The sequence below is a fragment of the Cronobacter sp. 153480017-3 genome (genome assembly GCF_053627815.1).
Genome location: NZ_JBSEYN010000003.1, coordinates 125,587 through 148,063 on the forward strand (window position 1 = coordinate 125,587; position 22,477 = coordinate 148,063).

A 22,477-nucleotide genomic window follows, 5' to 3' on the forward strand; every position below is an offset into this window, starting at 1 on the left:
AAAACCCGCTTCTGGTTATCGATTATTTTGCGCAGGCCCACCGGCGCGTTTCGTGGCGTCCGGCACCAGACGATAGAAGGTTTCGCCCGGTTTGGTCATGCTTAATTCGTTGCGCGCGCGCTCTTCGATAGCTTCCTGACCGCCGTTGAGATCGTCTATCTCGGCGAAAAGCTGATCGTTACGCGCTTTGAGTTTGGCGTTCGTGGCCTGCTGTACCGCCACGTCGTCGGCTACGCGGGAATAGTCGTGGATGCCGTTTTTTCCAAACCACAGCGAATACTGTAGCCAGACCAGCAAAGCCAGCAATAGCAGCGTTAGTTTACCCATTCTGCCCCCTGAAAAACGGCCTCATCATCCCATAACTTCCCGCCGGACTCTACCCGGCTTGCTACGACGTGCAGGTTAAGAAATTAAACAGCGGCAGAATGTACCACAGAAAGCGCGCCGATGCGCATGCGCCGGTAGAGAGAGTGTGAAAATCGCGAAAGGTTAGCTCACCAGCCAGAGAAAGAGCAGACCGAACATCAGCCCGACGCTGATGAGCGTGGCAAGCGTGCTGTAGACCAGACGGCGCTCCAGCAGCGAAAAGACCGCCACGCCGACCACCACGGCCACCGGCATCAAGGCCAGAAAAAACGGCCAGGTATAGAGCATGAAAAAGAGCGTATTGGAGCCGTAGAGCAGAAACGGCGCGCCAAGCGCCAGTAGCCACGAAATAAAGCCCACCACGGCGCCAGGCCAGGCCCAGGTGGGTTCTTCGACGGCAGGCGCGCTATCCGCCTGGGTGACAATCATATTCGTGGTATTCCGCATCGCTTATCCTGTGACGTGACGGGCCGGGAAAAGGACTCCCGGCGCGGTCTCAGGATTTGATGATATCTTCGCGACGCAGCAGGTCTAACAATTGCGCCATCAAATTTGTTACCAATTGTTGACCGTCGAGATGAATTTCCGGCCTCTCGGGTGCCTCATACACGGCATCAATACCGGTAAAGTTACGCAGTTCTCCGGCGCGGGCTTTTTTATAGAGCCCCTTCGGATCGCGCGCTTCGCACACCGAAAGCGGCGTGTCCACAAACACTTCGATGAAGCGCCCTTCGCCCAGCTGATCGCGCACCATCTGACGCTCGGCGCGGTGCGGCGAGATAAACGCGGTCAATACAACAAGACCGGCGTCCACCATGAGTTTCGCCACTTCACCGACGCGGCGAATGTTCTCTTTACGATCGTCGTCGCTAAAGCCCAGATCGCTGCACAGGCCGTGGCGCACGTTGTCGCCATCCAGCAGATAGGTGCTGACGCCAAGCTGATGCAGCGCCTCTTCCAGCGCCCCCGCGACGGTGGATTTTCCGGAGCCCGAAAGCCCCGTAAACCACAGCACTACGCCGCGGTGGCCGTGGAGCTGCTCGCGCTGCGCCGCGGTCACCGGGTGGGCGTGCCAGACGACATTTTCGTCATGCTGCGCCATTATTTGCCTCCCAGCAGATCGCGCGCGCCCCAGTGCGGGAAGTGACGGCGAATCAGCTGATTCAGCTCCAGCTCAAACGCGCTGAACGCGGAAGGCTCCTGATACACATTCTGTTGCGGCTCGCGCACCATACCCGCGCCGACCGTCACGTTAGAGAGGCGGTCGATAAAGATAAGCCCGCCGGTCACCGGGTTCTCCTGGTATTTATCGAGGTTCAGCGGCTCGTCGAAGGTCAGATCCACAAGGCCGATGCCGTTGAGCGGCAGGTTTTCCACCACGCGCTGGGTCAGATTGTTGATATCGACCTGATAGTGGATGTTATCCACGCGCGCGCGGGTTTTCTTCCCGGCGATTTTGATGTCGTAGCTCTGGCCAGGCACCAGCGGCTGCTCGGCCATCCAGACCACATCCACCGCCGCGCTTTGCACCGCGGCCAGCGTCTGGGAGGCGTCCACCAGCAGGTCGCCGCGGCTGATGTCGATTTCATCTTTCAGCACCAGCGTGACGGCTTCGCCCGCGCCCGCTTCCTCTAAATCGCCGTCAAAGGTGACGATGCGCGCCACGCTCGACTCCACGCCGGACGGCAGCGCCTTCACGCGCTGGCCCACTTTCACCACGCCGCCCGCGACGGTGCCCGCGTAACCACGGAAATCGAGGTTCGGGCGGTTAACGTACTGCACCGGGAAGCGCAGCGGCTGCTCATCGACCACGCGCTGGATCTCGATATTTTCCAGCACTTCCAGCAGCGTCGGGCCGGTATACCACGGCATATTCTGGCTCTGCACCGCCACGTTGTCGCCTTCCAGCGCCGACAGCGGCACAAAGCGAATGTCCAGGTTGCCCGGCAGCTGGCCCGCGAACGTCAGATAATCCTGGCGAATGCGCTCAAACGTCTCTTCGCTGAAATCCACCAGATCCATTTTGTTCACCGCCACCACCAGATGCTTGATGCCGAGCAGCGTGGAGATAAAGCTGTGGCGGCGGGTCTGATCCAGCACGCCTTTACGGGCGTCCATCAGCAGAATAGCCAGATCGCAGGTCGAAGCCCCGGTCGCCATGTTACGGGTGTACTGCTCATGCCCGGGGGTGTCGGCGATGATAAATTTGCGTTTTTCGGTGGAGAAATAGCGGTACGCCACGTCAATCGTGATGCCCTGCTCGCGCTCGGCCTGAAGGCCGTCCACCAGCAGCGCGAGATCCAGTTTCTCGCCCTGGGTGCCGTGGCGCTTGCTGTCATTGTGCAGCGACGAGAGCTGATCTTCATAAATCTGGCGGGTATCGTGCAGCAGGCGGCCAATCAGGGTGCTTTTCCCGTCATCCACGCTGCCGCAGGTCAGAAAGCGCAGCAGGCTTTTGTGCTGCTGAGCGTGCAGATAAGCTTCCACGCCGCCTTCTTTGGCGATCTGTTGTGCGATAGTGGTGTTCATGGCGGCTCCTTAGAAATAACCCTGACGTTTTTTAAGCTCCATTGAGCCTGCCTGGTCGCGGTCGATAACGCGTCCCTGGCGCTCGCTGGTGGTGGAGACCAGCATCTCTTCGATGATCTCCGGCAGCGTCTGCGCGTTCGATTCCACCGCGCCGGTCAGCGGCCAGCAGCCCAGAGTACGGAAGCGCACCATGCGCGGTTTGATCTCTTCGCCCGGCTGCAAATCGATACGATCGTCGTCGATCATCATCAGCATGCCGTCGCGCTCCAGCACCGGACGCTCGGCGGCCAGGTACAGCGGTACAATCTCGATATTTTCCAGATAGATGTACTGCCAGATATCCAGCTCGGTCCAGTTGGAGAGCGGGAAGACGCGAATGCTTTCGCCTTTGTTGATCTGGCCGTTGTAGTTGTGCCACAGCTCCGGGCGCTGGTTTTTCGGGTCCCAGCGGTGGAAGCGGTCGCGGAAGGAGTAGATACGCTCTTTCGCGCGCGATTTCTCTTCATCGCGGCGCGCGCCGCCGAAGGCCGCGTCGAAACCGTATTTGTTCAGCGCCTGCTTCAGCCCTTCGGTTTTCATGATGTCGGTGTGCTTGGCGCTGCCGTGAACGAACGGGTTAATGCCCATCGCCACGCCTTCCGGGTTTTTGTGCACCAGCAGCTCGCAACCGTAGGCTTTGGCGGTGCGGTCGCGAAATTCGTACATTTCACGAAACTTCCAGCCGGTATCCACATGCAGCAGCGGGAACGGCAGCGTGCCGGGGTAAAACGCCTTGCGCGCCAGATGCAGCATGACGCTGGAGTCTTTGCCGATGGAGTACATCATCACCGGGTTGGCGAATTCCGCAGCCACTTCACGAATGATATGGATGCTTTCCGCCTCCAGTTGCCGCAGGTGAGTGAGTCGTTTTTGATCCATAACCTTTCCTTAAGCCAGATTCACCACGGAAGAACGAGGGTTTTCCGCGTCGGTTGAATGTTGAAACCAGGCGAGCTGCTGGTGGAGCTGCACCACTTCGCCCACAACGAGCAGCGCGGGCATGGGGGCGTCTTTCGCAAGAATATTGAGTGTGTCGAGCGTGCCGGTCAGAACGCGCTGATCCTCGCGCGTGCCGCGGCTTATCACCGCGACCGGCGTTTTGGCGTCGCGGCCGTGCGCGATAAGCTGCTGGCTTATCTCCGCCGCTTTCATGGTGCCCATATAGATGGCGAGCGTCTGACGGCTTTTCGCGAGCAGCGCCCAGTCGAACGGCTCGCTGTCCGGTTTGTAATGGCCGGTGACGAACACCGCGCTCTGGGCGTAATCACGATGGGTCAGCGGAATACCGGCATAGGCCGTGGCGCCGCTGGCCGCCGTGACGCCGGGCACGACCTGAAACGGCACGCCTGCGGCTTTCGCCGCTTCCAGCTCTTCACCGCCGCGCCCGAAAATAAACGGGTCGCCGCCTTTCAGGCGCACAACGGTTTTGCCCTCACGGGCGAAATCAATCAGCATCTGGTTGGTTTCATGCTGCGCCACCGCGTGCGCGCCCGCGCGTTTGCCCACACAGATGCGGTCGGCGTCGCGGCGTACCAGATCCAGCACGCCGTCGCTCACCAGATGGTCGTAAAGCACGACGTCCGCCTGCTGCATCACCTGCAAACCGCGCAGCGTCAACAGCCCGGCGTCGCCAGGACCTGCGCCCACCAGAATGATTTCCCCCTGCGGGCCTTGCGGCGCGTCGAGCTCGGCTTCCAGCACCGCTTCGGCGGCGCGGGTGTCGCCTGCGGCCATCAGGCTCGCAAAGCGTCCGCGAAAGGCTTTTTCCCAAAAGCGGCGGCGTCCGTCGGTCGTGGGAATGCGCGCTTTAATCCGATCGCGAAAGCCGCCCGCCACTTCGGCCATCCGTCCTAGGCTTGCCGGCAGCAGAGATTCGATTTTCTCGCGCAGCAGCCGCGCCAGCACCGGCGCGTTGCCGCTGGAGGAGATAGCGACAATAAGCGGCGAGCGGTCAACGATTGAGGGGAAAATAAACGAGCACAGCGGCTGATCGTCCACCACGTTGACCAGGCGCTGACGGGCGTTAGCCTCATCAAAAACCCGGCGGTTGAGCGCCGCGTCACTGGTCGCCGCGATAACCAGAAACACCGCGTCGAGCTGCGCAGGCTCAAATGTCTGCGCCAGCCAGCGCAGCGCGCCTTCCTGCTCAAGCGCTGCGAGTTCCGGGTGCAGCTTTTTCGCCACGACAGAGACACAGGCGCCCGCGCGCCGCAGCAGCGCGATTTTACGCAGCGCCACTTCGCCGCCGCCGACCACCAGCACCGGGCGTTGTTTCAGTTGAGCAAATAACGGGAGATATTCCACGGCGATACAACTCGCTAACAACAGGGGACCAGAGGGGACTATAGGGGGAGGCCGATCGCAGATGAAATTACGAATTGGCATTTATAGTTCCACAAAGGAATAAGGCCGCAGAAATGCAAATATCAAAAAGTGCTTAAGCCGTGAAATTTCTGGCGTTTAACGGTAAATCAAATTGTGTAACCGACGTCACAGTTTCATACTAAGCGCCATTAACTGGTCGCGCTTTTTTGAGTAAGGACGTTCTATGTTTTCCGCAGTGCGCCGCTGCACCCTGAGCCTGGCGCTGAGCGTATGCTTCACCCTGCCCGCGTTTTCGCAACCCCTTCATCCCGGCGATATCGCCAGTGAGCAAACCCGTCATATCGCGACGTTATTTCCAGGCCGCATGACCGGATCGCCCGCCGAGATGCTCGCCGCAGACTATCTGCGCCAGCAATTTGTGCGTCTCGGTTACCAGAGCGATATTCGCGCGTTTCACAGCCGCTATATCTATACCGCCGGAAACCATCGCACCAACTGGCAGAACGTGACCGGCAGCACTGTCATTGCCGCCCACGAAGGCACATCGCCGCAACAGATTATCGTGATGGCGCATTTCGATACCTATGCGCCGCAGAGCGACGCGGATGTCGATAACAATCTTGGCGGGCTGACGCTACAGGGCGTGGATGACAACGCGGCGGGCGTCGGCGTGATGCTGGAGCTGGCGGAGCGCCTGAAAGATGTGCCGACGCGCTACGGCGTGCGCTTTATCGCCACCAGCGGCGAAGAAGAAGGCGGCATGGGCGCGGAGAACCTGCTTAAACGGATGAGCGACATTGAGAAAAAACAGACGCTGCTGGTGATTAACCTCAGCCATCTGGTGGCGGGCGATAAACTCGCGTTTACCAGCGGTAAGCGTACGCCTGCCGCAGTGCGCCAGCTAACGCGCGACAGCGCGGTGAAGCTTGCGCGCCGTTTTGGCATTCCGGTCGCGGCAAACAGCGTGCTGCCTGAGGATAACGATGCCGCCGCGTTTGATAACGCGGGTATCCCGGTGCTGGCGATTGCCGCCGTCAATGACGCCACCCGCCATCGCGGGCGTCATGCGCTCGCGCCGGTGGCGCACAACGCCCGCAAGGATAGCCTGCAATATCTGGATCAGACGCTGCCGGGGCGTATCGACAAACGCTGTCGCGACGTGATGCGCGTACTGCTACCGCTGGTGAAAACGCTGGCGAAAGCGGAGAAGTAAAAAAGCGCGCCTCAGGGCGCGCTTTTTTTATTAGCCTTCGTGCAGGCCGCATTCGCGTTTCAGGCCAAAGAAGCGGGTCTCTTCTTCCGCCATGCCGGGCTCCCATTTACGGGTGGTATGGGTATCGCCCACCGAGAGATAGCCTTCGTCCCACAGCGGGTGGTATTTCAGCCCGTGCTTCTGGAGGTACTGATAAACAGTGCGGTTGTCCCAGTCGATGATCGGTAGAATTTTAAAGACGCCGCGCTGCACGCCCAGCACCGGCAGATTCGCGCGGCTACCGGACTGATCGCGGCGCAGGCCCGCAAACCAGGTCTGCGCGTTAAGTTCTTTTAGCGCGCGGTTCATCGGCTCGACTTTATTGATGTCGTTGTATTTCTCAATCCCTTCAACGCCCTGCTCCCACAGCTTGCCGTAGCGCGCTTCCTGCCAGGCCGGGCTTTGTTCGGCGCGATAGATTTTCAGGTTCAGGTTGAGCTTTTCGGTCAGCTCGTCGATAAAGCGATAGGTTTCCGGGAAGAGATAGCCGGTATCGGTGAGGATCACCGGAATATCCGGGCGCTGCTGCGTGACCAGATGCAGGCAGACCGCCGCCTGGATGCCGAAGCTTGAGGAGAGCACAAACTCGCCCGGCAGGTTTTCCAGCGCCCAGCTGACGCGCGCCTCGGCGCTTAACGCCTCAAGCTGCGCGTTGGTGTCGGCCAGCGCCCCGGCGCGGGCGTCTTTTTCCAGTGCGTTCAGCGCATGTAGATCGAGTACGGACATGTGAACCTCGCTTGCATAAATGTGATACCGGTGCGACGGTGACGCGCCAGGCGCGCTGGCGGGTGCGCTGCGCTTACCCGCCCTACGGAGAGGCGAACCTTTGCGCATCCACCGTTACCGCCCATTGCGCTAACCGTTTATTCCCAGAAATCCCGCGCCGGATCGAGCACCGGACGGATAATCCCGGCGCGCACCGTGAAATCGCCAAACCCTTCGCCCGGCTCGCGCTCCTGCGCCCAGCGGCCGACCAGCTCGTCGATATTATCGAGGATCTCCGATTCGGTAATGTTCTCACGATACATCCGCGGAATACGCGTACCGATGCGGTTGCCGCCAAGATGCAGGTTGTAGCGCCCCGGCGCTTTACCCACCAGGCCCAGCTCCGCCAGCATCGCGCGGCCACAGCCGTTCGGGCAGCCGGTCACGCGCAACACAATGTGCTCTTCCGCCAGGCCATGCTTCGCCATGATCCCGTCGACTTTATCGATAAACTGCGGCAGGAAACGCTCCGCTTCGGCCATCGCCAGCGGGCAGGTCGGGAAGGAGACGCACGCCATCGAGTTTTCGCGCTGCGGCGTCACGCCCGCCATCAGACCGTGGGCGCGGGCAATCTGTTCAATCTTCGCTTTGTCGCCTTCCGGCACGCCCGCCACGATCAGGTTCTGGTTGGCGGTCAGGCGGAAATCGCCTTTATGGATTCTGGCGATTTCCTTCAGGCCGGTTTTCAGCGGCTTGTCCGGGAAATCGAGAATACGACCGTTTTCGATAAACAGCGTCAGGTGCCATTTATCATCGATGCCTTTCACCCAGCCGATGCGATCGCCGCGGCCGGTAAATTCATACGGACGCACCGGCTCAAACGTCACGCCTGCGCGACGTTCCACTTCCGCTTTAAAGACGTCAGGCCCGACGCGCTCCAGCGTATATTTGGTTTTGGCGTTTTTACGATCGGTACGGTTGCCCCAGTCGCGCTGGGTCGTCACCACCGCTTCGGCCACCGCCAGGGTATGCTCCAGCGGAATGTAGCCAAACTCGGTCGCGGTGCGCGCGTAGGTTTTCTTGTTGCCGTGCTCAATAGAGAGCCCGCCGCCCACCAGCAGGTTAAAGCCTACCAGCTTGCCGTTTTCCGCAATGGCGACGAAGTTCATGTCGTTCGCGTGTAGGTCGACATCGTTCTGCGGCGGCACCACAACGGTAGTTTTGAACTTACGCGGCAGATAGGTCGCGCCGAGGATCGGTTCTTCGTCGGTGGTCGCCACTTTCTCCTGATCGAGCCAGATCTCCGCATACGCGCGGGTGCGCGGCAGCAGATGCTCAGAGAGCTTCTTCGCCCACTCGTAAGCTTCGGCATGCAATTGCGACTCGACCGGGTTTGACGTGCAGAGCACGTTACGGTTCATGTCGTTGGCAGTCGCCAGCGCGTCAAGCCCGATGGAATGCAGCATCTGATGCGCCGGCTTGACGTTTTTCTTCAGCAGGCCGTGATACTGGAACGTCTGGCGGTTGGTCAGACGAATGCTGCCGTAAATGGTGTTTTCTTCAGCGAACTTGTCGATAGCCAGCCACTGCTGCGGCGTCATGATGCCGCCCGGCAGACGGCAGCGCAGCATCATCGCGTGACGCGGCTCCAGCTTCTGGGCAGCACGCTCGGCGCGGATATCGCGGTCATCCTGCTGATACATGCCGTGAAAGCGGATCAGCAGAAAGTTGTCGCCATTAAACCCGCCGGTCAGCCCGTCATGTAAATCTTCGGCAATGGTGCCGCGCAGGAAGTTACTTTCACGCTTCATGCGTTCCGCATCGGAAAGTTTTCCTTCGACCACCAAAGGTCCTGGGTATTTTTCGCTCATCAGTAGACGTCTCGCTGGTAACGGCGCTCAACGCGCAGCTCACTTAAATATTCATCCGCCGCTTCGGCATCCATCCCGCCGTAAGCCGCAATCACTTCCAGTAACGCCTGCTCGACATCTTTCGCCATGCGATTAGCGTCGCCGCAGACATAAAGGTGTGCGCCTTCCTGGATCCAGCGCCACAGCTCCGCGCCCTGCTCGCGGATTTTATCTTGTACGTAAATTTTATGGTCCTGATCGCGCGACCAGGCAAGGTCGATGCGGGTCAACAGCCCTTCTTTGACATAGCGCTGCCATTCGACCTGGTAGAGGAAATCCTCTGTAAAGTGCGGGTTGCCGAAGAAAAGCCAGTTTTTACCGGTCGCGCCATCGGCTTCGCGCTGCTGCATAAAGGCGCGGAACGGCGCGATGCCGGTGCCGGGGCCAATCATAATGACGGGCGTTTCAGGCGTTGTCGGCAGGCGGAAGTTGTCGTTGTGCTCAATGAACACGCGCACTTCGCCATCTTCTTCCAGACGGTCGGCAAGGTAGCTCGACGCCCCGCCCGCACGCGCGCGGCCTTCGATGTCGAAACGCACCACGCCGACGGTAATGTGCACTTCGTTTTCGACTTCCGCCTGTGACGAAGCGATGGAATAGAGGCGCGGCGTGAGCGGTCGCAGCAGGCCGAGCAGTTGGTCGGCCTCAAGCTGGGCCGGTGCGAAGCGCACCATATCGACGATGGGCGTCCTGGCGGCATAGTCCTGCAGCTTCGCTTTATCACCCACCAGCGGCAGCAGCGCTTCACTGCGGGTCAGCGTCGCGTAATTTTCAACGATAGCGGCGGTGTTCACCGTCAGCTCGAAATGCCACTGCAGCGCTTCGCTGAGCGGCAGCGTTTTCTCGCCCACCGTCACCGGCTCGTCGCCTTTCAGCCACAGCAGCTCAAGAAGTTCCTGCACCAGCGCCGGATCGTTCTGATACCAGACGCCGAGCGCGTCGCCCGGCTGATAGCGCAGGCCCGCATCGCCGAGATCGATTTCGATATGGCGCACGTCTTTTTCTGAATGACGACCGGTGATTTTCTGATTCACCGAGAGCGTCGCGGTAAGCGGCGATTCTTTGGTATAGGGGGTCGAGTCAACCAGATTGACCGCGCCGCTGGCGGTGATCGCCGCCTGGGACGGCGCTTCTTTCGGCACGCGCGCTTTCAGGACATCCACCACGCGCTGACGCCACGCCTGGGCGGCCGCCTGGTATTCGACATCGGCATCCACGCGGTCCAGCAGGCGCTCGGCGCCGAGTTCCGCAAGACGGGTATCGAAATCTTTACCGGCCTGGCAGAAGTGTTCATAAGAGGTGTCGCCAAGGCCAAAGACGGCGAAAGCCGTGCCATCAAGCTTCGGCGCTTTTTTCGACAGCAGGAATTTGTGCAGCGCGACGGCTTCTTCCGGCGGATCGCCTTCGCCCTGGGTTGAGGCCACGACGATAAGCAGTTTTTCCTGGGCAATTTGTTTGAATTTATAGTCGCCCGCGTTTACCAGATTCACATTGAGCTGCGCCGCCAGCAGATCGTCGCGCAGCGCTTCCGCCACGCGGCGCGCGTTGCCGGTCTGGGAAGCAGAAATCAGCGTAATCACCGACGCCGGCGCCGCGGGCTTTTGCATCACCGCTGCACCTGGCTGTTGGTTTACCATTCCCCAGAAATAGCCCGAAAGCCAGGCGAGCTGCGTGGGGGTGAAATCATGAGTCGCCGTCTGAAGGCGAGCCAGCTGCTCCGGGCTGAGCGGGAGCAAAGCGTTCGGTGGGGCCTGAGTCGTCATGCGTCGTTATGTTCCAGTAGCAAAGCTGTTTTTTATCGCAAAAACAGAAGAGAAAGTAAGGGTAACGGCGGCAAGAATAACAATTAAAGAAGGGATGGAAATAATAAATAACCAAATGGACTAACCAGTTTTACCAATAAGCATAAGCGTAAAAACGGGTTAACCAACCAGTTGAAATCAATGATTATTTTTTTAAATAGCGACGCGTTTTGTGCGCTTATCGTTTATGAGGGTTTTAGTTAATGCTAAAAACGGTCAATTCCGGTACTATGCGGCGGTTTTTTAGCAAGACTGAGACTGCGTTATGCCTACCACCCTGTTTAAAGATTTTATCTTCGAAGCCGCTCACCGACTCCCCCATGTCCCCGAAGGCCACAAGTGCGGTCGTCTGCACGGACACTCTTTTATGGTGCGCCTGGAGATAACGGGCGAGGTGGACCCTCATACCGGCTGGATTATCGATTTCGCCGAGCTGAAAGCGGCGTTTAAACCGATTTACGATAGCCTGGATCACTATTATCTGAACGATATTCCGGGCCTTGAAAACCCGACCAGCGAAGTGCTGGCGCGCTGGATCTGGGATCAGATGAAACCCCGTCTGCCGCTGCTGAGCGCGGTGATGATTAAAGAGACCTGCACCGCCGGTTGCGTCTATCGCGGCGAATAAGGTTCTTTCGGTGTGAGTGGATTTTGATGGCGGGTGCGCGTTCTGATGGCGGGTGCGCTGTGCTTACCCGCCCTACTCACAGGACATCTTTAGATGTATGTAGGGTGGGTGGGTAAGCGAAGTTCTGCTGCGGGTGCGCTGCGCTTACCCGCCCTACAAGACAAACGCCATGGCATTCTCGTAGGGTGGGTAAGCGCAGCGCACCCACCGCTCACCGTTCACATGCCACACACAAAAAAGAGGGGCTCCATGCTCCTCTTTTTTGTTTATGCGATATTCAGATACTTATGCGTCTGCATCGACAGCCGCCAGTTGCGGGCGATACAGGTTTCAATGCACAAGCGGGTCGCATCTTCTTTCTGGCTAATCGGCTGCAGCGCGATCACCCGCTGTCTTTCGTCATGCAGACGCGCCAGCAGCTCATCCAGCGCCTCGATATCACGCATACGCCCCACCGGGTGCTTGATCTCATCGGCGCGCATCAGCGCCTGATCCAGTACCTCGTAACCGCCGCGCATATTCACTTTCGGCGAAACCGTCACCCAGGTGCCCGTGGTACAGCGCACTTCATGGGTGCCGCTGGTTTCAATCTGGCAGCTATAACCGTGTGCTTCCAGAAGCTCCGTTAAGGGCAGCAGGTCGTGAATACACGGCTCACCGCCAGTGATCACCACATGGCGCGCGGTATAAGCCTGGCGCTCAATGGCCGCCAGCAAATCTTCCGGGCTCGCCGCGCCCCATTTATCGCTCTCTTTGGTTTTCGCGATAATGCTGAAAAGCGACACTTCCCGATCGGCGAGCGTCTCCCAGGTGTGTTTGGTGTCGCACCAGGCACAACCTACGGGGCATCCCTGCAGACGAATAAAAATGGCGGGCACGCCGGTAAAATAACCCTCGCCCTGCAGGGTCTGAAACATCTCATTAATCGGGTACTGCATGATTCACTCAGTTGATGACTAAAACGGTAATTATTACAGATAACCGTCGGACTGGCATGTGCCATTTGCGCTATCCGGGCCACCGCAGCCAGGCCCGATAAGCATTCCCCCCGAATTCCAGGGCATTGGCAGGCCTGTAAATCGGCAGTTACTATGGCGCGGGATGGCCAGCCGGATAACAAGGACAAGGCGAAAGTTATGGTACGCATATTAACGTCATTCATTTTAACAATAGCGCTGACGTTAGTGAGCGGGAGCGCGCTGGCGCAGCCCCTCGACGTGCCGCCGATGCGTGGCGTTATTAACGATCCCGCCGATCTGCTGAGCGGGCAGGAATACGTGGCCTTGCTTGACGATGTATCGGCTATCAATACCCGCACCCACGCGCAAACGGCAATTCTGGTGTTACCGGAATTAAAAGGCGACAACCTGGAGAGTGTTGCGACGCGCACTTTTAATACCTGGCGGCTCGGCAATGCGCAGCGCAACGATGGCGTGCTGATTCTGGTCGCCTGGCACGATCGCCTGGTGCGTATCGAAACGGGGCGCGGGCTGCAGAAGACGATTCCGGATGCACTGGCGAGCCGGGTAATCAAAGAACAGATGCTGCCCTGGTTCAGGGCAGGCGATCTCACCGCGGGCCTGCGTCATGGGCTGACCGGTATCGACGCGCTGCTCAGCCATCAGCCGCTGCCGCCTGCGACATCGCCTTCGTGGGTACAGTCGTGGCTTAAGCCGTTGCTGCTGAATTTCTCTTACTGGCTGGCGCTGCCTGTTCTCGCCATCGTATTGTTTGCCTTAATCATGCTGCGCAAAAAGAAAACGCTGGTGACACTCTTTTTCGGCACCTCCTGCCTGCTGACGCCCGCGCTTGCCATCACCAGCAACTTTTTCCCGTGGGTGGAGCCCTTTCTCTGGCTGAGCTTTTCCGTGCCCTTTTTGCTGATGATCCTGGCGCTGATCGTGGTGTTTGCCTTCCCGAATTATCGGCTCAGCGCGGCGGGTAACGGCTCATCGTCCGGCGATACCTCCGCCGCCTGGCTTGCGACCAGCCACCTTCACTCGTCCTCAGGCAGCGACAGCGCCAGCCATCACAGCAGCCACCACAGCGTCAGCTCGGGCGATGGCGGCTCAAGTGACGGCGGCGGCTCGTCAGACAACTGGTGAGCGCAGCGCGTCGGCGAAGCGGCGAGTGATTTGCTGCGGGCGCGTAATCGCGCCGCCCACCACCACCGCGTGCGCGCCCAGCGCCAGACAGCGCGCCGCGCCCTCCGGGGTGTCCACATTCCCTTCGGCAATAACCGGGACCGTCACCGCCGCCAGCACGGCTTTTAGCTGCGCGAAATCGTCTTCTGGCAGACGATGCCCCTGGGTGTTCGCCGTGTAACCATAAAGCGTGGTACCCACGCAGTCGAAACCGAGCGCTTCAGCCGTCACGGCCTCTTCAACGCTTGAGACATCCGCCATCAGCAGTACATCAGGCCAGGTATGGCGGATCTTCCCGACGAACTGTTCGAGCGTTTCGCCGCCAGGGCGCGGACGTGCGGTGGCATCCAGGGCGATCATCTCAGGCGCCGCTTCCATCAGCTCGCTGACTTCGCGCATCGTCGCGGTGATAAACACGTCGCTTGCGGGATAATCCCGTTTAATGATGCCAATGACCGGCAGCGCGACCTGTTCTTTTATCGCGATGATATCGGCCACGCTGTTGGCGCGGATCCCCGCCGCCCCGCCCTGTGCGGCGGCCAGCGCCATCCTTCCCATAATAAACGGGCTGTGCAGCGGTTCGTTTTCCAGCGCCTGGCAGGAGACCACCAGCTTTCCTTTAATCTGCTCTAACATCGTTGACCTCAGCTTAATAACTCTTCGACTTCATTCTTAATAATCGTGACATGCGGGCCGTAGATGACCTGCACGCCGTTGCCGCGCAGGATCACGCCGCGCGCGCCGGTCGCCTTCAGCGCGGCCTCATCGACTTTGTTTCCGTCGCTCACAGTGACGCGCAACCGCGTGGCGCAGCAGTCCACCTCCTGAAGGTTCTCCCGCCCGCCGAGCCCGGCCACGACGGCCTGCGCCCGCTCGCTGTCTTTCATCGCCACGCTGTCCTGAGTTTCTTTCTCCCGGCCGGGTGTGGCGAAATCGAAACGTGTGATGAGGAAGCGGAACGTGAAGTAATAGAGGAAAAACCACGGCACGCCGACCAGCGGCACCATCAGCCAGTGCGTTTTTGCTTCGCCCTGCAACACCCCAAAGAGAATGAAATCGATAAAACCGCCTGAGAATGTCTGGCCGATAGTGATGTGCAGAATGTGCGCCAGCATAAAAGCCAGCCCGTCGAAGAAGGCGTGGATGACATAAAGCACGGGCGCGACAAACAGGAAGGAGAACTCAATCGGCTCGGTGATGCCGGTGAGGAATGAGGTCAGCGCCGCAGAAAGCAGCAGACCGGCGACGCGCTTTTTATTCTCTGGCTTCGCGGTGTGGTACATCGCAAGGCACGCGCCGATCAGGCCAAACATCATGGTAATGAAGCGCCCGGACATAAACCGCGATGTGCCGATATAAAACTGCTGCGTGGTCGGGTCTGCGAGCTGCGCGAAGAAAATACGCTGCGTGCCTTCCACCAACTGGCCGTTGACAATTTCGCTGCCGCCGAGCGCCGTCGTCCAGAAAGGCAGATAGAAGATATGATGCAGGCCGAACGGGCCAAGCATACGCAGGATAAAACCATACAGCAGCGTGCCGACATAACCAGTCGCCTCAACCAGCCCGCCAAGCCCGAAAATCAGCTTCTGAAAATGCGGCCAGATGACGGTCATCGCCGCGCCGACCACAATCGCCGCCAGCGCGCTGATGATGGGCACAAACCGCGAGCCGCCAAAAAAGCCCAGAAACTGCGGCAGCGCGATTTTATTAAACCGCTGATGCAGCGCGCAGGTCACAAGGCCAATCACCACGCCGCCGAAAACGCCGGTTTCCAGCGTCTGAATGCCGAGCACCATTCCCTGGCCGACCGCGCCAGGAATGCTCTGCGCGAGCTGGCCGGTCAAAGTCAGCAGCGCATTGATGGTGGCGTTCATCACCAGAAACGCCAGTAACGCGGCAAGACCGGCCGTGCCTTTATCGGTACGCGCGAGCCCCACCGCCACGCCAACGGCAAACAGCACCGAAAGATTCGCAAAGACGATCGCCCCGGCGCTGCTCATGATCGTGAAAATCGCCTGCAGCCAGCCGACATCGAGAAAAGGATACGCCGTGAGCGTGTTGGGATTGGAGAGCGCGCCACCCACGCCAAGCAACAGGCCCGCCGCCGGTAACACGGCAATCGGCAACATAAACGATTTACCAAAACGCTGCGCCTTTTCAAACCAGCGCCCTGACGATGTTCCGCTGAAAAATGCCATGGTGAATCCCCCGCCGTAATTTTGATGAAAATATTTATCACAATAAAAATATATTGTGAAAATTATCACCAATAATAGCGAAGCCGATCATACTTTTTTAAAATGGCTGGCATTGTTGGCGGGCTTTCCCGCACACTCATCGGCAGTCGTCGGTGCTTCAGGATCCTGTTATGTCTGACCATGAAAATTTACTGCTTAAGCTGCGCCAGGCGCTGTCAGGGTTTAGCCCCACACAGCGCAAACTCGGGGACTATGTGCTGAGCGACCCGGCGCGCGTGCTTTATCTCACTATCACCGAACTCGCCCGCGAGAGTGACACCAGTGAAGCCAGCGTGACGCGGCTCTGCCGCGCGCTCGGGTGCAAAGGCTATACCGAATTTAAAATGGCGCTGGCGCTGGATGTTCAGCGCGGGCAGGCACCGCGCGCGCAGAGCGGCGATGCGCTGGACGCGCTGGTGGAGGAATCGGTGCAGGCGCTGCGTGATACCGCGCAACTGCTGGATCGCGCCGTGCTGGAACAGGCCGCGCAGGCGCTGCATCAGGCGCGGTCGGTGCAGATTTACGGCGTCGCGGCGAGCGCCATTATTGGCGAATATTTGCATTACAAGCTGCTGCGCCTTGGCAAAGCGGCGCATCTGTTTAGCGATATGCACCGCGCATCGATGAACGCAACTACGCTTGGCGAAACCGATCTGGTGGTCGCCATTTCCAGCTCAGGCTCCACGCGCGACCTGCTGCATGCCGTGACGCTCGCGCGTAAGGCGGGCGCGCCGGTGCTTACGCTCAGTAATACGCCGCGCAGCCCGCTGGCATCACTAAGCAATATGCTGCTTGTCGCGGCCAAACCGGAAGGCCCGCTGAATGCGGGTGCGCTGAACGCGAAAGTGGGTGCGATGCTGCTGGTGGAATTATTAACAGCGTCGCTGATCGCGTCTGACAGCCGTTACCGTGAAATCAGCCAACAAACCGCCAGCGCCACGTTGCCGTTATTGCTGTAATAAAAAGCCGTTGCAAGGTGCGAATAATCTGCAACGGCTTTTTTAAATCTACAACAATGTAACCAGACGTAATTTTCGTGGGATTTTTCGGTTAAATAGTATTTTCTATTAGCCTAATAAAATCCCATAAATTCAATAAGATAAATATTTTTATTATAGTGAAAGGATTTTTTCTAGCATTACGATGTCATAGAAAAATGCCTCACGCGACTTTCCTTAAAATAACCTTAATTTTCCTCTTTTTCCGCCTCATTGTTATTTAAACGCCGTTTACTTTTCTGCTCCTACAATCCGCCCAATTAACCCAGGTGGAATAACAGAAATGAAGACTTTATTAATAACGGGCGTAACGGGTTTTCTGGGCGGTGCAGTATTAGAAAAAATTCTTCAGCGCACCGAAAAGATCAATTTATTGCTGCTGGTGCGTGCGCAGAACAGCGAAGCCGGACTGGCGCGCGTGCTCAGCAATATGCGTAAGTTCAACCTCAGCGAGGCACAGCTTGCGATGCTGAACACCACGCAAGTTTTATGCGGTGATTTAGGCGAGCCGGAGAGTTTCCTGCACGATACCCGCCTTGATAGCGTCACGCATGTCATTAACTGCGCGGCCGTGGCGTCGTTTGGCAACAATCCGCTAATCTGGAAGGTGAATGTTGAAGGAACCCTGGCGTTCGCCCGCCGTATGGCTGAGGTGGCAGGTTTGCAGCGCTTTCTGCATGTGGGCACGGCGATGTCCTGTACGCCTGAGCCGCATTCACTGGTGCCTGAAAGCACCGAGTTTCGTGAAAACGCCGAGCACCTGGTGACCTATACGCATTCGAAATCGACGATTGAACAGCTGATGCGCCAGCACTGTCCGCAACTGCCGCTGGTGATCGCCCGCCCTTCTATCGTGGTTGGCCATACCCATCACGGCTGCCAGCCTTCCACCAGTATTTTCTGGGTTTTCAGCATGGGGCTGATGCTTCAGAAATTTATGTGCTCGCTGGAAGACCGCGTGGATGTGATCCCGGTAGATTATTGCGCCGCGGCGTTGCTGCTGTTGCTTGATAAAGATATTGCGCAAGGCGAAGTGGTGCATATTTCTGCCGGCGAAGAGAACAGCGTGCGTTTCGCTGACATTGATATCGCCATGGCGAAGGCCCAGGAAAAAGCGCCTATCGCGGATAACTATGCGCAGGTGAGTTATGAAACGTTAGTGAAAATGCGCCGTGAGCTGAAAACAATTTTCGGGCCGTGTAATGAGCGTCTGATGCTGAAAGCGATGCGTTTATATGGCGCGTTCGCCACGCTGAACGTGCGTTTCTCTAATGATAAACTGCTGAAGCTCGGTATGCCGAAACCGCCGCGCTTTACCGACTATATTGCGCGCTGTGTGCAGACCACGAACGGGTTGACCATTCCGCAGCAGATGGAAGTCGATTTTAAGTAAAAAAAATGCCAGTCAATCGACTGGCATTTTCACAGAGAAAGGTCGGGCGATTATGCCTGGCCTTTGATCTCTTTACGGCCGTTGTACGGTGCTTTTTCGCCCAGCGCTTCTTCGATACGAATCAGCTGGTTGTATTTAGCAACGCGGTCAGAACGGCTCATGGAACCGGTTTTGATCTGGCCTGCCGCAGTACCTACCGCCAGGTCAGCGATGGTTGCGTCTTCGGTTTCGCCAGAACGGTGAGAGATGACAGCGGTGTAGCCAGCGTCTTTCGCCATTTTGATCGCAGCCAGAGTTTCGGTCAGAGAACCGATCTGGTTGAATTTGATCAGGATGGAGTTAGCGATGCCTTTCTCGATGCCTTCTTTCAGGATTTTGGTGTTGGTAACGAACAGGTCGTCGCCCACCAGCTGGATTTTGTCGCCCAGCACTTTGGTCTGGTATGCAAAACCATCCCAGTCAGACTCGTCCAGACCGTCTTCGATGGAAACGATCGGGTACTGTTTGGTCAGGTCTTCCAGGAAGTGGGTGAACTCTTCAGAGGTGAACGCTTTGTTGCCTTCGCCCGCCAGAACGTATTTACCGTCTTTGTAGAATTCAGACGCTGCGCAGTCCATCGCCAGGGTGATGTCTTTGCCCAGTTCGTAACCCGCTGCTTTTACCGCTTCAGCGATAACAGCCAGAGCTTCGGCGTTAGAACCCAGGTTCGGCGCGTAGCCGCCTTCGTCACCCACTGCGGTGTTCATGCCTTTGCCTTTCAGCACTTTCGCCAGGTGATGGAAAACTTCAGAACCCATGCGGATGGCTTCTTTAACGCTGGAAGCGCCAACCGGCTGGATCATGAATTCCTGGATATCAACGTTGTTGTCAGCGTGCTCGCCGCCGTTGATGATGTTCATCATCGGAACCGGCATAGAGAATTTGCCCGGAGTGCCGTTCAGTTCAGCGATGTGCTCGTACAGCGGCATGCCTTTGGAAGCAGCAGCAGCTTTAGCGTTAGCCAGAGAAACGGCCAGAATGGCGTTTGCACCGAAGTTAGATTTGTTTTCAGTACCGTCCAGATCGATCATGATCTTGTCGATACCAGCCTGATCTTTAGCATCTTTGCCAACGATAGCCTGAGCGATCGGGCCGTTAACCGCGCCAACCGCTTTGGTTACGCCTTTGCCCAGGAAACGGGATTTGTCGCCATCGCGCAGTTCCAGCGCTTCGCGGGAACCAGTGGAAGCACCTGACGGGGCAGCAGCCATACCTACGAAACCGCCTTCCAGGTGAACTTCGGCTTCAACAGTCGGGTTACCACGGGAGTCGATGATTTCACGACCGATGACTTTAACGATTTTGGACATTAGATTTTCCTCAGTACAAGTTAAACTAAAACTCCAGACAAACAACGCGCGAAATCGTCGCGCGTTGCCGTTTTAACTCTGCTTACTTCGCCTGGCGTTTCTGGTACTCGCTGGCAGCTTTTACGAAGCCTGCAAACAGCGGATGCCCGTCGCGCGGTGTGGAAGTAAATTCCGGGTGGAACTGACAAGCGACAAACCACGGATGATTCGGCACTTCGATGATCTCGACCAACTGATCATCTCCGGAACGGCCCGCAACGCGCAGGCCAGCTGCTTCAATCGGTTTCAACAACATGTTGTTGACTTCATAACGGTGACGGTGACGTTCTGTAATCACTGGCTCGCCGTACAGCTTGCGCACCAGGCTGTCATCGGACAACTGGCACTGCTGCGCGCCCAGACGCATCGTCCCGCCGAGATCGCTCTTCTCACTACGCGTCTCGACATTACCGTTTTCATCACGCCACTCGGTGATGAGCGCCACGACAGGGTATTTACAGTCTGGCACAAATTCCGTGGAGTTGGCGTTCTCCATGCCCGCAACATTGCGTGCATATTCAATCATCGCAACCTGCATACCGAGGCAGATGCCGAGGTAAGGAATGTTGTTTTCACGGGCGTAGCGCGCGGTGGCGATTTTGCCTTCCACGCCGCGATAACCGAAGCCGCCAGGGATAAGGATCGCATCCAGACCTTTCAGCAGTTCTTCGCCGCGGGTTTCTACGTCCTGCGAATCGATAAGCTTGATATTGACGGTCACGCGGTTCTTCAGGCCACCGTGTTTCAGCGCCTCGATAACCGATTTATAGGCGTCCGGCAGTTCAATGTATTTGCCGACCATACCGATAGTGACTTCGCCCGCCGGATTCGCCTCTTCATAAATAACCTGTTCCCATTCAGACAGGTTAGCTTCCGGGCAGTTCAGGCTGAATCGTTTACAAATATAATCGTCCAGCCCCTGCGATTTCAACAGGCCCGGAATTTTATAAATGGAATCGACGTCTTTCAGAGAAATGACCGCTTTTTCCGGAACGTTACAGAACAAAGCGATTTTGGCGCGTTCGTTAGCCGGAACCGCGCGATCGGAACGGCAAATCAGCACATCCGGCTGAATACCGATAGACAGCAGTTCTTTAACGGAGTGCTGGGTCGGTTTGGTTTTCACCTCACCTGCCGCCGCCATGTATGGCACCAGCGTCAGGTGCATGAACATCGTGTGTTCGCGACCCACTTCAACCGCCATCTGACGAATGGCTTCAAGGAACGGCAGGGATTCGATATCACCTACGGTGCCGCCGATTTCGACCAGTACCACGTCATGGCCTTCGCCACCCGCCAGAATGCGTTCTTTGATAGCGTTGGTGATGTGCGGAATAACCTGAACGGTCGCGCCCAGATAGTCGCCACGGCGCTCTTTGCGCAGAACTTCAGAATAGATACGGCCTGTCGTGAAGTTGTTGCGGCGCGTCATGCGGGTGCGGATAAAACGCTCGTAGTGCCCCAGGTCCAGATCGGTTTCAGCGCCGTCTTCAGTAACGAACACTTCCCCGTGCTGGATTGGACTCATGGTGCCAGGATCGACGTTGATATACGGATCCAGTTTCATGATGGTCACGTTAAGGCCACGGGCTTCAAGAATGGCTGCGAGGGAGGCTGCGGCAATGCCTTTACCCAGAGAGGAAACGACCCCGCCGGTCACAAAAATATAGTTCGTTGTCATGCTGAACCTGAGAAGTTAGGTTTAAAGACGATGGAATAACCAGGACGGGAAAGTAGTATACCCGAACAGGACGGGGCTCACAAACTTTCATTCTGCACGAATACCCGCCGGCCTCGCCAGACCCAAGCCGGAAGAAAATAGCCCTTTTCTCAGAAATGTTTTTGACGCAAATCAAGCGCTTGTTGGAAATAAGTGTTAACAACAGGCGCTTGATGCGAAAAAACGTTAACTATCAATTTCCTGGCGTTTAACATGTTGCCAGGCCGCTTCCATTTGTTCCAGGCTCGCCTGCTCCATTTCCACGCCCTGTGCGCGAATAATCGCCTCGACCTGACGGAACCGACGCTCAAACTTGCGGTTCGCTTTTTGCAGCGCAGTCTCCGCTTTCGCCCCCAGATGGCGGGAAAGATTGACGGTCGCGAACAGCAAATCGCCGATCTCTTCTTCAAGTTTCGCCTCGTCGATAACCGCCTGCTGCGCTTCGTGCATCACTTCGTCTATCTCTTCATGCACTTTGTCGACCACCGGCCCAAGCGACGTCCAGTCAAAGCCAACCGCTGAACAGCGCTTCTGGATTTTCTGCGCGCGCATTAGCGCAGGCAGGCTTTCCGGAATATCGTCCAGCGCCGAGTGCTGCGCTTTTTCAGCGCGCTCGGCGCTCTTGGTTTTCTCCCAGTTGGCCAGCACCTCGGCGCTGTTGCCGAAATCCGCGTCGCCAAAGATATGCGGATGGCGGCGCTCAAGCTTATCGCTGATGGCGGCGCAAATGTCGTCGAAATTAAAACGCCCCTCTTCCTGCGCCATCTGGGCGTAAAACACCACCTGGAACAGCAGGTCACCCAGTTCGCCGCGCAGGTCGTCGAAATCCTCACGCGCAATGGCATCAAGCACTTCGTAGGTTTCTTCAAGGGTATATGGAGCGATGGTCGCGAAGGTTTGCTCTTTATCCCACAGGCAGCCGGTTTGCGGGTCGCGCAGACGCTTCATAATGCCGAGCAGGCGGTCGATTTGAGTCATGGAAAATCCTTATAAAACAGGCATGGCGATATCGCCACACGCCTCACGCTGGAGGAAAAATAA

21 protein-coding genes are annotated in these 22,477 nt (G+C 57.5%); 6 read left to right on the top strand and 15 right to left on the bottom strand.

Annotated elements, in window-relative coordinates; genetic code table 11:
• Positions 1-15 precede the first annotated feature (15 nt).
• From ftsB to cysG, 6 genes are all read right to left on the bottom strand, one after another.
• Positions 16-327: a cell division protein FtsB gene (gene ftsB, locus ACUW6V_RS08460; protein ID WP_004387922.1), complete on the bottom strand. Its 312-nt coding sequence runs from the start codon at positions 325-327 to the stop codon at positions 16-18.
• 162 nt (positions 328-489) lie between these two features.
• The gene (locus ACUW6V_RS08465) at positions 490-813 is read right to left on the bottom strand and encodes a DUF3561 family protein (RefSeq protein ID WP_004387921.1); all 324 of its coding nucleotides are present in this window, start codon (positions 811-813) and stop codon (positions 490-492) included.
• Between the two features lie 49 nt (positions 814-862).
• Positions 863-1,468, bottom strand: a complete 606-nt coding sequence (cysC, locus tag ACUW6V_RS08470; RefSeq protein WP_097641949.1) for an adenylyl-sulfate kinase — start codon at positions 1,466-1,468, stop codon at positions 863-865.
• Positions 1,468-2,895, bottom strand: coding sequence for a sulfate adenylyltransferase subunit CysN (cysN, locus tag ACUW6V_RS08475; RefSeq protein WP_007777742.1), 1,428 nt, complete (start codon positions 2,893-2,895; stop codon positions 1,468-1,470). The genes cysC and cysN overlap by 1 nt, the downstream gene beginning before the upstream one ends.
• Before the next feature lie 9 nt (positions 2,896-2,904).
• Positions 2,905-3,813, bottom strand: coding sequence for a sulfate adenylyltransferase subunit CysD (gene cysD, locus ACUW6V_RS08480; protein ID WP_004387918.1), 909 nt, complete (start codon positions 3,811-3,813; stop codon positions 2,905-2,907).
• A gap of 9 nt (positions 3,814-3,822) precedes the next feature.
• On the bottom strand, positions 3,823-5,238 hold the full coding sequence (gene cysG / locus ACUW6V_RS08485; protein ID WP_105603235.1) for a siroheme synthase CysG: 1,416 nt from the start codon (positions 5,236-5,238) through the stop codon (positions 3,823-3,825).
• Between the two features lie 244 nt (positions 5,239-5,482).
• Between cysG and ACUW6V_RS08490 the strand changes: the two genes are divergently transcribed.
• On the top strand, positions 5,483-6,472 hold the full coding sequence (locus ACUW6V_RS08490; protein WP_151450808.1) for an aminopeptidase: 990 nt from the start codon (positions 5,483-5,485) through the stop codon (positions 6,470-6,472).
• A 30-nt stretch (positions 6,473-6,502) separates the two neighbouring features.
• On the opposite strand, the gene cysH is transcribed toward ACUW6V_RS08490, so the two are convergent.
• From cysH to cysJ, 3 genes are all read right to left on the bottom strand, one after another.
• Positions 6,503-7,237, bottom strand: a complete 735-nt coding sequence (gene cysH, locus ACUW6V_RS08495; protein ID WP_004387915.1) for a phosphoadenosine phosphosulfate reductase — start codon at positions 7,235-7,237, stop codon at positions 6,503-6,505.
• A 137-nt stretch (positions 7,238-7,374) separates the two neighbouring features.
• Positions 7,375-9,087 (bottom strand): assimilatory sulfite reductase (NADPH) hemoprotein subunit, encoded by a 1,713-nt coding sequence (gene cysI, locus ACUW6V_RS08500; protein ID WP_454038241.1) that lies wholly within the window; start codon positions 9,085-9,087, stop codon positions 7,375-7,377.
• On the bottom strand, positions 9,087-10,889 hold the full coding sequence (cysJ, locus tag ACUW6V_RS08505) for an NADPH-dependent assimilatory sulfite reductase flavoprotein subunit (RefSeq protein ID WP_029039224.1): 1,803 nt from the start codon (positions 10,887-10,889) through the stop codon (positions 9,087-9,089). The genes cysI and cysJ overlap by 1 nt, the downstream gene beginning before the upstream one ends.
• Here cysJ and ACUW6V_RS08510 point away from each other — a divergent pair.
• Both ACUW6V_RS08510 and queD read left to right on the top strand, forming a co-directional pair.
• Positions 10,888-11,013: a hypothetical protein gene (locus tag ACUW6V_RS08510; protein ID WP_007701306.1), complete on the top strand. Its 126-nt coding sequence runs from the start codon at positions 10,888-10,890 to the stop codon at positions 11,011-11,013. The genes cysJ and ACUW6V_RS08510 overlap by 2 nt on opposite strands.
• A 180-nt stretch (positions 11,014-11,193) precedes the next feature.
• Positions 11,194-11,556: a 6-carboxytetrahydropterin synthase QueD gene (gene queD, locus ACUW6V_RS08515; protein ID WP_004387911.1), complete on the top strand. Its 363-nt coding sequence runs from the start codon at positions 11,194-11,196 to the stop codon at positions 11,554-11,556.
• 266 nt (positions 11,557-11,822) lie between these two features.
• On the opposite strand, the gene queE is transcribed toward queD, so the two are convergent.
• Positions 11,823-12,494 (bottom strand): 7-carboxy-7-deazaguanine synthase QueE, encoded by a 672-nt coding sequence (gene queE, locus ACUW6V_RS08520; RefSeq protein ID WP_004386873.1) that lies wholly within the window; start codon positions 12,492-12,494, stop codon positions 11,823-11,825.
• Positions 12,495-12,692: 198 nt separating this feature from the next.
• Between queE and ACUW6V_RS08525 the strand changes: the two genes are divergently transcribed.
• Positions 12,693-13,661 (top strand): TPM domain-containing protein, encoded by a 969-nt coding sequence (locus ACUW6V_RS08525; RefSeq protein ID WP_454038242.1) that lies wholly within the window; start codon positions 12,693-12,695, stop codon positions 13,659-13,661.
• Here ACUW6V_RS08525 and ACUW6V_RS08530 read toward each other — a convergent pair.
• A complete protein-coding gene (locus ACUW6V_RS08530) occupies positions 13,647-14,336 on the bottom strand; it encodes an N-acetylmannosamine-6-phosphate 2-epimerase (protein ID WP_104672846.1) in 690 nt (229 codons plus the stop codon). The two genes, ACUW6V_RS08525 and ACUW6V_RS08530, sit on opposite strands and share 15 nt — an antisense overlap.
• Positions 14,337-14,344: 8 nt before the next feature.
• Positions 14,345-15,898, bottom strand: coding sequence for a PTS transporter subunit EIIC (locus ACUW6V_RS08535; RefSeq protein ID WP_454038243.1), 1,554 nt, complete (start codon positions 15,896-15,898; stop codon positions 14,345-14,347).
• Positions 15,899-16,068: 170 nt separating this feature from the next.
• On the opposite strand from ACUW6V_RS08535, the gene ACUW6V_RS08540 reads away from it, so the two are divergent.
• Complete coding sequence (locus ACUW6V_RS08540) at positions 16,069-16,896, top strand: MurR/RpiR family transcriptional regulator (protein ID WP_007870446.1); 828 nt, start codon at positions 16,069-16,071, stop codon at positions 16,894-16,896.
• A gap of 322 nt (positions 16,897-17,218) precedes the next feature.
• Entirely contained in the window at positions 17,219-18,328 is a 1,110-nt protein-coding gene (locus ACUW6V_RS08545; RefSeq protein ID WP_007894504.1) for an SDR family oxidoreductase, read from the top strand.
• Between the two features lie 50 nt (positions 18,329-18,378).
• Here the strand turns inward: ACUW6V_RS08545 and eno are convergent, their stop codons facing one another.
• The 3 genes from eno to mazG all read right to left on the bottom strand — a co-directional run bounded on the left by eno (position 18,379) and on the right by mazG (position 22,414).
• Positions 18,379-19,677, bottom strand: coding sequence for a phosphopyruvate hydratase (eno, locus tag ACUW6V_RS08550; protein WP_004386867.1), 1,299 nt, complete (start codon positions 19,675-19,677; stop codon positions 18,379-18,381).
• Between the two features lie 82 nt (positions 19,678-19,759).
• Positions 19,760-21,397 carry a glutamine hydrolyzing CTP synthase gene (pyrG, locus tag ACUW6V_RS08555; RefSeq protein WP_004386866.1) on the bottom strand — a complete coding sequence of 546 codons (1,638 nt, stop codon included), beginning with the start codon at positions 21,395-21,397 and terminating at the stop codon, positions 19,760-19,762.
• Between the two features lie 225 nt (positions 21,398-21,622).
• On the bottom strand, positions 21,623-22,414 hold the full coding sequence (gene mazG, locus ACUW6V_RS08560) for a nucleoside triphosphate pyrophosphohydrolase (protein WP_454038244.1): 792 nt from the start codon (positions 22,412-22,414) through the stop codon (positions 21,623-21,625).
• Positions 22,415-22,477: the final 63 nt, after the last annotated feature.